This is a genomic window from Micromonospora sp. NPDC003944 (assembly GCF_053605225.1).
This window is the reverse complement of record NZ_JBSGIV010000069.1, coordinates 21,620-32,218: the sequence shown is the minus strand read 5'-3', so window position 1 is coordinate 32,218 and position 10,599 is coordinate 21,620. Positions and strand designations below refer to the sequence as shown.

The following is a 10,599-nucleotide window of genomic DNA, read 5'->3' as shown; positions in this document are numbered from 1 at the left end:
ACTTCGACTCCTGCAGGCTCGTCGCGATCGAGATGACCGCGGCCCGCTCGGGCAGGCCGGCCTTCTTCGTAGCGGCGATGATCGCCTTGACGTTGCCGGTCTGCTCGTCGTTGAGGGTGATGTGCGACTGCTCACCCTGCGGCTTCGACGCGGTCTGCACGCTCACCGCGACCGGCTTGGCGTCGACCGGGTTGGCGTGGGCGGCGATCGGGCCGGCGAACACACCACCGGCGAACGCGAGACCGGCAACGGACAGCATGCTCTTACGCAAGATCGTGGTCATGAGGGGTAGCTCCTTCGGGGGTAAGGACACCCGCACACCTGTTACGGGTGTGAGCACCTCGTCCGGCGCTGCAGAAAAGGTTTGAGGGGGTTGGCGACCTGGCGAGCGGGGGCTCGTGGCGCCGGGTCCCTGTGTAACGACCGGGGGGCCGGGGTCATTCCGGGGTTGGCCCTGCGGTCGTTCGTGGGGAGGGTAACGACCGGGCGGAGGCCGCCATTCCCACCAACGACAGGCCCCCGCGAGGGCGGGGCGGCGGGTCGGTGGTGCTGCGATCGTCAGGGTGTGTAACGACCCCGGCCCGGCCACGATTCCGGCCCACCAATGGAGCCGGTCACACCCCCACACCGCCCATCGTCACACAAACCACCCAAACCACGTCGGGTGTGCGACGTCATCCGGCCTCACCCGCGAGATCCACTCGCGTTCATGAAAGTCGCGGTGTCCCGATCGCCCGGACACCGCGACATCAAGGAAGTCGAGTCGCTCAAGACCGGCTGAGGCGGTCACGGATCGGTCGGGTCGCATCAGACCAGTCAAAACGCCCACAGGCTCCTCGTGATCATCGAGCTCTGCCGCCACCGCCCGCGTGGGTGGGGGCTCTGCTCCGGGGCTGGGCGGCTCTGCTCCGGGAACTGGGTGGCTCTGCCTCGGGACTGGGCCGGCCCTGGCTCGGGCATTGCGGCTCCGCCCTGGGCTTGCGGCTTCGCCCCGGGCATTGGGGCTTGGCCCCGGGCTTTGGGGCTTGGCCCCGGGCTTTGGGGCTTGGCCCCGGGCTTTGGGGCTTGGCCCCGGGCTTTGGGGCTTGGCCCCGGGCTTTGGGGCTTCGCCTCGGGCTGACGGCTTCGCCTCGGGCTTGCGGCTTTGCCTCGGGCTTGTGCCTCCGCCTCGGGCTTGTGCCTCCGCCTCGGCCTCTACTGACGGATGCCCTGCTCAGGGGCCGGAAAATCGGTTGAGTTGGCGGGTTTGCGCCGGCAGGCTGGGGTTTCCGCCACCCCCATCCCGGAGGACTTTCCATGCGCCTGCTCCGTGATCTGTGGGGCACCTCGACCCGCCGTATGACGATCGTGGCCGTTCTGATCGTGCTGGGCGCCGCGGGGCAGGCGGGCGCATCGGCGCTGGCCGGCGCGGTGCTCGTGCATCGTTCGGTGGGCTTCTTCGCCGTACTGGCGGCAGCCCTGGTCGCCGTGGTCCTCAGCGACCTCGCGGTGAGTCTGCTGATGGCCGGCCTGACCGCCGACTGGTCCGCCGACGTGCGTCGCCGGCTGTGTCGCGTCGCTCTCGGGCAGGACCTGCCCACCCTGGAGACCACCCCGGTGGGCGAGTTGCTGGACCGGATCGACGGGGACGTCTATCAGGTGGCGTCGGCGATTCGTAACCAGGGCACCCGGCTCGCTCAGGGCCTCTGCGTCGGCGTGTTGTCGATGGTCGTGGCGCTGGCTGTGTGGTGGCCGGCCGGGGTCGCGATGCTGCTGCTCACCGTCGTGCTCGCGGTCGGTCTGCGCCGGCCCACGGCACGGATCGGCCCGGCGCGGATGGCCGAGGAGGAGGCGTGGTCCGACCTGGCCGCCGTGATGGAGGAGGCGGTGCACGGTCAGGACGACGTGCGCACCAGTCTCGCTCGCCCGTACGTGCTGCGGTTGTACGCCCGGCGGGCCGCTGCCGTGCTGTCCCGGGGCAGTGTGGTCTGGGTGTTGTCCGCCAAGGTGGCGACCGTGGCCACCGCGACGATCCGGGCTGGCATCGGCGTGGTGGTGCTCGGCGGGGCCTGGGCGTTGGCCACCGACCGGATCGACGCCGCCCGGCTCACCGCGATCTGGTTGCTCGCCCTGGCTTTCGGGGCGACCGCCGAACACGTCAGCCGGATGGTGCCGGAGATTCAGGAGGCTCTCGGCGCGTGGGCTCGGGTGCAGTTGCTCTCCAAGGCCCGGCAGGAACCGGTCGGCGGGGCCAGCCCGAGCGAGGGCGACGTGCGCATCCGCGACCTGACTTTCGGGTACGGCGAGGGTGGCCGGGGTGCGGCGCTACGCGGGCTCAGCCTCACCTTCGCCCGCGGTCGCTCGTACGCGCTGATCGGGCGGACCGGCTCCGGCAAGTCGACTCTGGCGAAGGTGCTCACCCGGGCGGTCGACGTGCCGCCGGGGACGGTCTTCCTCGGCGGCACCGACCTGTGCGACCTCGACGTCGAGCAGCTGCGCCGCTGGGTGGCGCTGGTGCCGCAGCGTACCGAGATCCTGGCCGGCACCCTCGCCGAGAACGTCGCGCTCTTCGACCCGGAGTTGCTCGACGCGGCGGCTCGGGCGCTCGACGAGTTGGGTCTTGCTGCTTGGATCGCCGAGCTGCCGGACGGGTTGACGACCCGGCTGGGCGAGGGCGGGCATGTGCTCTCCGCCGGTCAGGAGCAGTTGGTGGCGTTCGCCCGGATCCTGGTGCGGGAGCCGCACGTGGTGATCCTCGACGAGGCCACCGCGCGGCTGGACCCGGTCACCGAGGCGCGGGTGCAGCGGGCCACCGAACGACTGCTCCGCGACCGGATCGGCATCGTCATCGCGCACCGGCTCTCCTCGGTACGCCGCTGTGACGAGGTGGTCGTCCTGGCCGACGGCGCGGTGGTCGAGGCCGGTCCGTTGGAGACGTCGACGCGCTTCGCGGAACTCTTGGCGACCAGCCACGCCGCCGCGTACGCCACGGTGGCGTCGGCCGGTCGCACCGGCGTCGGCACCGACCTGCTCGTCGGCCCCGGCGACACCTGGCCGGGGGAGCCGGTGCCCGCACGGGGCGAGCCGGTCGCGGCGAACGAGCTGGGCGACGCCTGGCCGGGGGAGCCGGCACCCACGTTGGTCGAGCCGAAGGCGCAGGTCACGCTGGCCGAGCCGACAGCGCAGGCGACGCCAGCGACACCGCCGGACAGCACGCAGGGCGCGGTCGCGCCGGCCCGCGCCGACCCACCGCCACTGCCGCCGGAGCCGCCGGCCCGGACGCTGCGGGAGATCTTCCGACTCTGCACGAACGATCCCCGGTACGGAGCGGCGGCGATCACCCTGTTCCTCGGGCTCAGCCTGCTCGGGCTGGACGGCCCGGTGCTGCCGTGGCTCTGGGCGGACCTCGTCGACGGGACCGGCAACCCGTACCTGCCGGCGGTGGGGATCGTGGCCGGGCTGCTGATCACCCTGCCGTTGCCGTTCTACACCCACGTCTGGTTCCCGCAGTGGTGGGTGCGGCAGATGCTGCGGATCGGCCTTCGCCTGGTGCACGGCCAGACCGGGCCGCGTCGGGTCAGCTCACACACCCCCGCCGAGGTGGTGGCGCAGGGTGGCGACACCGAGCGGGTGGTGCAGCTCGCCGACAACGTGCTGGACCAGACCGTCGCGCTGGTGCTCGTGGTCGCCATGACGGCGGTCACCGGCAGCGTCGTACCCGGGCTGTTCTTCCTCGGCACGATGGTCGTCTCCGGGCTGGCGGCGACGTTGTTCGGGCCGAAGCTGGAGCGGGCGGCGCGTGCGACGGTGGCGGCGCGGGCCGCGTTCGCCACGGCGCTTGTCTCCGGGCTCTCCGCGGCGCGGACGGTGAAGCTCGCCGGCGCGACCACCGCCGTGCTACGCCACCTGGCGGGCCTGGACGTGCTGCGCAGCGACCGGCAGCGGCGGGAGATCTCGGTGCAGGTGTGGGCGCGCTCCACACCGTCGATGGCCAGTGGGATGTTGCCGATCGGCGCCTGGGCGCTCTACCTGAACGGCTCGCTCTCCGCAGGGGCGGTGCTGGTGGCCGTCTCCACCCTGGGGGCGGCCCGCTGGTTCGCCTGGACGACCGCGTCGTTGATCTCGCAGCTGCCCTCGGCGCGGGTCTGGACCCGACGCACCGTGGCGATGACCGGGGTGAGCACGTACTCCGCGGGCGTGTCGGAGGTCGACCTGACCGCCGGGACGGCCCCCGCGCCGGCCATGCCGCCCCGGCATCCGCTGCGCCGGCTGGAGCTGCGCGGCTTCGGGGTGGTGCACTCGGACGGGTCGGTGGCCGTGCGGGACGTGGACCTGACCGTGCAGCGGGGCCAGTTGGTGCTCGTTGTCGGGCCGGTGGGGTCGGGCAAGTCCTCGCTGCTGCGGGGGCTGGCCGGGATCGTGCACCACACCGGTGAGCTGGCCTGGAACGGTGACCCGGTCACCGAGCCGGAGCTGTTCCTGCGTCCCAATCAGGTCGGCTACGTCGGTCAGTTGCCCCGGGTGCTCTCCGGCACGGTGGCCGACAACATCGCCCTCGGGCACCAGGTGGACGCGGCCGGGGCGGTCAGCACCGCCCAGCTCGACCATGACCTGGCCGCCGCCGGTGGTGGGCTGGGCCTGCTCATCGGGCACAAGGGCACCCGGCTCTCCGGCGGGCAGTTGCAGCGGTTGGCGCTGGCGCGGGCGTTGGCTCCGCGTACCGAACTGCTTGTCGCCGACGACGTGTCGTCGGCGCTTGACGTCACCACCGAGCTGGCGCTGTGGCAGGCGTTGCGCGGTCACGGGGTGACGGTGGTCGGCTCGACCGCGAAGCGCGCCGCGTTGGTCCGGGCCGATCACGTGGTGGTGCTGATTGGCGGCACGGTGGCGGCCCAGGGCACCTGGCAGGACCTGGAGGGTGACTGGTCGCACCTGGCGGGTTGAGTGCCGACGGTCGGGCGGCTGCTCACCGAGCAGCCGCCCGACCGGAGGGATCAGGCGCGGGCGTACTGGGCGGGACCGGAGTACGCGACGCCGAGCTTCGCGGCGGCCCGGCGCGGCCAGTACGGGTCGCGCAGCAACTCCCGCCCCAGCAGCACCAGGTCGGCTTCGCCGCCGGCGACGATCTGCTCGGCGTGCTCGGGTTCCACGATCAGGCCCACCGCGCCGGTCGGCACGCCGGCCTCGCGGCGGATCTGGGCGGCGAGCGGCACCTGGTAGCCGGGGCCGAGCGGGATGCGCTGGTCCGTGCTCACGCCGCCGGAGGACGCGTCGACCAGGTCGACGCCGACGCCGGCCAGCTCGCCGGCGAGCACCACGCTGTCCTCGATCGTCCAGCCGCCCTCGACCCAGTCGGTGGCGGAGATCCGGGTCAGCACCGGCACGTCCTCGCCCACTGCGGCACGCACCGCGCGGGCCACCTCCAGGGTGAGCCGCATCCGGCCGGCCCGGTCGCCGCCGTACGCGTCGGTGCGGTGGTTGGTCAGCGGCGAGAGGAACTCGTTGAGCAGGTAGCCGTGGGCGGCGTGGACCTCCACGGCGGCGAAGCCGGCGTCCAGGGCGCGTACGGCGCTGGCCGCGAACCCGTCGACCACACCGGCGATGCCTGCCTCGTCGAGGCTCGTCGGCGTCCGGTAGCCGGCGGTGAACGGCTCCGAGCCGGGGGCGACGGGAGTCCAACCGCCCTCGGCGTCCGGCACACCGCCCGACTCCGGCGCCCACGGCCGGTAGGTGGAGGCCTTGAAGCCGGCGTGGGCGAGCTGCACGGCCGGCACCGCGCCGTGGGCGGCGACGAACGCGGTCACCGGCCGCCAGGCGTCGACGTGCGCGCCCGACCAGAGGCCGGTGTCCTGCGGGCTGATCCGGCCCTCGGGGAGTACGGCGGTCGCCTCGGTCAGCACCAGGCCGGCGCCGCCGACCGCGCGACTGCCGAGGTGGATCAGGTGCCAGTCGGTGGGCAGGCCGTCGGGGCCGGCAGAGTACTGGCACATCGGTGCCATGGCGATCCGGTTGGGCAGGGTGACGCCGCGCAGGGCCAGGGGGGTGAACAGGGAGCTCATGGGGACATCCTCTCGAAACGGCAACGGCGACGGGCCCCCGGGGAGGGAGGCCCGCCGCCGTACCGGCCGGTGTGATCAGGCAGGAACAGGGGTCAGGTCGGGCCGGGGCTCCGCTACCGGCTCCGGCTCGGTCAGGTCACGCCGGCCGGCGGACTCGTACGCGGCGCGGTCGAGGGTGCCCTCGCGGGCGGCGACCACTGTCGGCACCAGCGCCTGCCCCGCGACGTTGGTGGCGGTACGGATCATGTCCAGGATCGGGTCGATGGCCAGCAGCAGGCCGGCGCCGGCAAGCGGCAGACCCAGCGTGCTGAGGGTCAGGGTGAGCATCACGATCGCCCCGGTCAGGCCGGCGGTGGCCGCCGAGCCCACCACCGAGACGAAGGCGATCAGCAGGTAGTCGCCGATGCCGAGGTGCACGCCGAACACCTGGGCCACGAAGATCGCGGCGAGGGCCGGGTAGATGGCGGCGCAGCCGTCCATCTTCGTGGTGGCGCCGAAGGGCACCGCGAACGAGGCGTACTCGCGGGGCACGCCGAGGCGCTCGACGGAGCGCTGGGTCACCGGCATGGTGCCGACCGAGGAGCGGGACACGAAGGCCAGCTCGATCGCCGGCCAGGCACCGGCGAAGAAGCGCAGCGGGTTGAGCCGGCCGGCGAGGACCAGCACCAGCGGGTACACCACGAACAGCACGATGGCGCAGCCGACGTAGACGGCGGTGGTGAACTTCGCGAGAGGCGCCAGCAGGTCCCAGCCGTACGAGGCGACGGCGTTGCCGATCAGGCCGAGGGTGCCGATCGGGGCGAGCCGGATGACCCACCAGAGCGCCTTCTGGACGATCTCCAGCAGGGAGCGGTTTAGCGCCACGAACGGTTCGGCGGCCTCGCCGACAAGCAGTGCGGCGGCGCCGATGACGACGGCGAGGAAGACGATCTGGAGGACGTTGCCCTCGACGAACGCGCCGACCGGGTTGGTCGGCACGATGCCGGTGAGGAAGTCCGTCCACGAGCCGGTCTTCTTCGGTGCGGTGGCGCCACCCAGGTCGAGGGTCACGCCCCGGCCCGGGTTGGTGAGCAGACCGAGGCCGATGCCGATGCTCACCGCGATCAGCGCGGTGATGCCGAACCACATGAGCGTCTTGAGGGCGAGCCGGGCGGCGTTGGCGACGCCGCGCAGGCTGACCACGCTGACGACGATCGCGGTGAAGACCAGCGGCGGTACGGCCAGCTTGAGGAGCTGGACGAAGAGGCTGCCGACGGTGTGCAGGGTGCTGGTGAGCCAGCTCAGGTCGTTGGTGCGGGCCAGGAAGCCCAGCGCGACGCCGAGCACGAGGCCGAGCAGGATCTGCACGGAGAAGGGGATTTTGCGCAGGCTGAAGGGCATGAGGAGATATCCAATTGTCCGGTCCGATCGGGGTAGGCGTAGGAACGCGGCTAGACCGGACAGATGCCACTGGCCTGCAGTCGGAGATCGACATACAGGCGGACAGTGAGGCCCCAGACGTTGGTCATCGTTGGCCGACGATACGCCGATTCCCGCTCATTGGAAGGACCCGTCGGGGTGAGGCTCCTTACAGAGGGCCAGCGCGGTGGCGGTGCCCAGGCCCCAGAGCACCGCCAGGGCGAGGATCAGCCGTTCCAGCACCCCCACCACCGAACCTCGGCCGATCACCAGCATCGACAGCCCCACCGTGGCGCAGAGCGGCAGCGCCAACACGGCGGCGATGCCGGACAACCGGCGCACCGTCCGCCCGACCGACCCGGAGAGGGCCAGCGTGATCATGGCGAAGACCACCGCCGCGGTCGCCGCGATGCTCGCGCCACCGTGCACCAGATCCGCAGTCGTCGCCCGTTCGAACGGTGGCAGCGGGCAGCCGTCGGAGCAGGTCACCGCCCCGGAAACGGCGGTGAACACGGCACCGGTGGCGAGCAGCCCCGGTGCCGCCGCCCACACCCCGGGGGGCAGCGCCGCGCCGATCAGCAGCAACGCGCCGGCAAGGGCCAGGATCCCGATCCGGTACGTCGCGGCGTGCGCGCTGCCGGCGATGCCCGCCTCACTGACGTACCCGGTGAACCCCGGACCGGGACCGGCGACCACGGCGAGCGTCACCGCCACCGCACCGGCCAGGGTGCAGCCGGCCGCGGCGGACCCGGCGGCGCGGCGGGCGACGTCGCCGCGGGCCCTCCGCGCGCTCGGGGCGGCGGAGCGAACCGACTCAGCCACGCCCGTGCGGCGTGCTCCAGCCGGACTCGTCCGGCCCGAGTGGCACGATGCCGCTGGGATTGATCTCCCGATGGGTGCCGTAGTAGTGCCGCTTGATGTGGTCGAAGTCCACCGTCTCGCCGAAGCCCGGCGTCTGGAACAGGTCCCGGGCGTACGCCCACAGCACCGGCATCTCGGTCAGCTTGTTGCGGTTGCACGTGAAGTGCCCGTGGTACGCGGCGTCGAAGCGGACAAGCGTGGTGAACAGCCGTACGTCGGCCTCGGTGATCGCGTCGCCCATCAGGTAGCGCTGCCCGGCAAGCCGCTCGGAGAGCACGTCAAGTCGGGCGAACAACCCCCGGAACGCCTCGTCGTACGCCTCCTGGGAGGTGGCGAACCCGCACCGGTAGACACCGTTGTTGACGTCGGTGTGGATCTCGGCCATCAGCGCGTCCATCTCGGGGCGCAGCGCGACCGGGTAGAGATCCGGGGCGTCGGGCGCGTGCAGCGACCGCCACTCGGTGGAGAAGTCGAGGGTGAGCTGCGGGTAGTCGTTGGTGACCACCCGGCCGGTCACGGTGTCGACGAGCGCCGGCACGGTCACCCGGCCGGTGTAGTCCGGGTCGGTGGCCAGGTACGCCTCGGAGAGGAAGCTGACCCCGAGGACCGGGTCGAAGCCGTCGGGGTCGAGGGCGAACGCCCAGCCCCGCTCGTCCCGGATCGGGTCGACGGTGCCGAGCGAGATCGCGTCGTCCAGCCCGAGCAGGCCGCGCACGATCCTCGCCCGGTGCGCCCAGGGGCAGGCGCGGCACCAGATGAGCCGGTAGCGGCCGGCCTCCAGCGGCCAGCGGTCCTGCTCGTCCGGCCCGCCGCCGGGCGGGGAGGACGAGTCGGCGGTGAACCGGTTCGGCTGGCGGACGAACGCGCCGCCGCCGCTTGTCTCTGCGCTGAACTGGGCCCGGGCCATGCCGTCAACCTATCCGCTGCCGGCGCGGATATCCTGGCGGCCGGCAGCCCCCGCGACCCGGTGGGCCCGCCCCACCCCCGCCGTCTGCACCCCCTAAGGACTCGCGATGACCGTGGCATACCTGGTGGCCGGTGTCCGCACCCCGATCGGCAGGTACGCGGGCGCGCTTGCCGGCGTCCGCCCGGACGACCTGGCCGCGCACGTGATCCGTGAGCTGGTCGCCCGGCACCCGTCGGTGGACTGGGCGCGGGTCGACGACGTGGTGCTCGGCTGCGCCAACCAGGCCGGCGAGGACAACCGCAACGTGGCCCGGATGGCGGCGCTGCTGGCCGGCCTGCCCGAGGAGGTGCCCGGCAGCACCGTCAACCGGCTCTGCGGCTCGGGGCTGGACGCGCTCGCCACCGCCGCCCGGTCCATCGTCGCCGGGGACGCCGAGCTGGTCGTCGCCGGCGGGGTGGAGAGCATGAGTCGGGCGCCGTTCGTCATGCCGAAGGCCACGTCCGCCTACTCCCGTTCGGCCGAGGTGTACGACACCACGCTCGGCTGGCGGTTGGTGAACCCGTTGATGCGCGACGGGTGGGGCGTCGACTCGATGCCGGAGACGGCGGAGAACGTGGCCGCCGAGTACGGCGTCAGCCGGGCCGAGCAGGACGCCTTCGCGTACCGCTCGCAGCAGCGTGCGGCCAAGGCGCAGGCCGACGGCCGGTTCGCCGAGGAGATCGTGGCCGTGTCCGTGCCGGCCGGCCGGCGGGAGACCCGGCTTGTCGAGGTCGACGAGCACCCCCGGGAAACGTCGCTGGAGAAGCTCGCCGCGTTGCCCACCCCGTTCCGTGACGGCGGCACGGTCACCGCAGGCAACTCCTCGGGCGTCAACGACGGCGCGGTCGCGCTGCTGGTGGCGAGCGAGGCGGCGGTCGCCCGGTACGGCCTGACCCCGCTGGCCCGGATCGTCGGCGCGGCGGCGGCAGGCGTGCCGCCCCGGATCATGGGGATCGGCCCGGTGCCGGCCACCCGCAGGCTGCTCGACCGCGTCGGCGTCGAGATGGGCGCGGTGGACGTGGTGGAGCTGAACGAGGCGTTCGCCGCGCAGTCCGTGGCCGTGCTGCGCGAGCTGGGGCTGCCGGTGGACGCCGACCACGTCAACCCGAACGGTGGGGCCATCGCGCTGGGGCACCCGCTCGGCGCCAGCGGCGCACGGCTGGCGCTGACCGCAGCCCTGGAGCTGCGCCGTCGCGGCGGCCGCCGGGCTCTGGCCACCATGTGCATCGGCGTCGGTCAAGGCATCTCGCTGTTGCTGGAGTCAGCCGCCTAGAGTGGTCCACACCACACGACCCGCGGGTCGACCGGTGCTCGCGCACGCCGGGCCCCGGTGCCGTCCCGCGCCGCGGCGAGGAA

General features: G+C 72.9%; 6 protein-coding genes and 1 pseudogene. 2 read left to right on the top strand and 5 right to left on the bottom strand.

What is annotated here, in order from left to right:
• A pseudogene (locus tag ACWER9_RS26845) lies at window positions 1-283 on the bottom strand (hypothetical protein); the annotation flags it as partial.
• A gap of 1,013 nt (window positions 284-1,296) precedes the next feature.
• Between ACWER9_RS26845 and ACWER9_RS26840 the strand changes: the two are divergent.
• Window positions 1,297-4,923 (top strand): ATP-binding cassette domain-containing protein, encoded by a 3,627-nt coding sequence (locus ACWER9_RS26840; RefSeq protein WP_452304451.1) that lies wholly within the window; start codon window positions 1,297-1,299, stop codon window positions 4,921-4,923.
• A 50-nt stretch (window positions 4,924-4,973) separates the two neighbouring features.
• Here ACWER9_RS26840 and ACWER9_RS26835 read toward each other — a convergent pair whose 3' ends face one another.
• From ACWER9_RS26835 to ACWER9_RS26820, 4 genes are all read right to left on the bottom strand, one after another.
• Window positions 4,974-6,038 (bottom strand): NADH:flavin oxidoreductase/NADH oxidase, encoded by a 1,065-nt coding sequence (locus tag ACWER9_RS26835; RefSeq protein WP_452304450.1) that lies wholly within the window; start codon window positions 6,036-6,038, stop codon window positions 4,974-4,976.
• Window positions 6,039-6,113: 75 nt separating this feature from the next.
• Window positions 6,114-7,406, bottom strand: coding sequence for a dicarboxylate/amino acid:cation symporter (locus tag ACWER9_RS26830; RefSeq protein WP_452304452.1), 1,293 nt, complete (start codon window positions 7,404-7,406; stop codon window positions 6,114-6,116).
• A 168-nt stretch (window positions 7,407-7,574) separates the two neighbouring features.
• On the bottom strand, window positions 7,575-8,258 hold the full coding sequence (locus tag ACWER9_RS26825; RefSeq protein ID WP_452304449.1) for a DUF998 domain-containing protein: 684 nt from the start codon (window positions 8,256-8,258) through the stop codon (window positions 7,575-7,577).
• Entirely contained in the window at window positions 8,251-9,204 is a 954-nt protein-coding gene (locus tag ACWER9_RS26820; protein ID WP_452304448.1) for a glutathione S-transferase family protein, read from the bottom strand. Before ACWER9_RS26820 ends, ACWER9_RS26825 begins: the two co-directional genes overlap by 8 nt.
• Window positions 9,205-9,310: 106 nt before the next feature.
• On the opposite strand from ACWER9_RS26820, the gene pcaF reads away from it, so the two are divergent.
• Window positions 9,311-10,516 (top strand): 3-oxoadipyl-CoA thiolase, encoded by a 1,206-nt coding sequence (gene pcaF, locus ACWER9_RS26815; protein ID WP_452304447.1) that lies wholly within the window; start codon window positions 9,311-9,313, stop codon window positions 10,514-10,516.
• Window positions 10,517-10,599 lie beyond the last annotated feature (83 nt).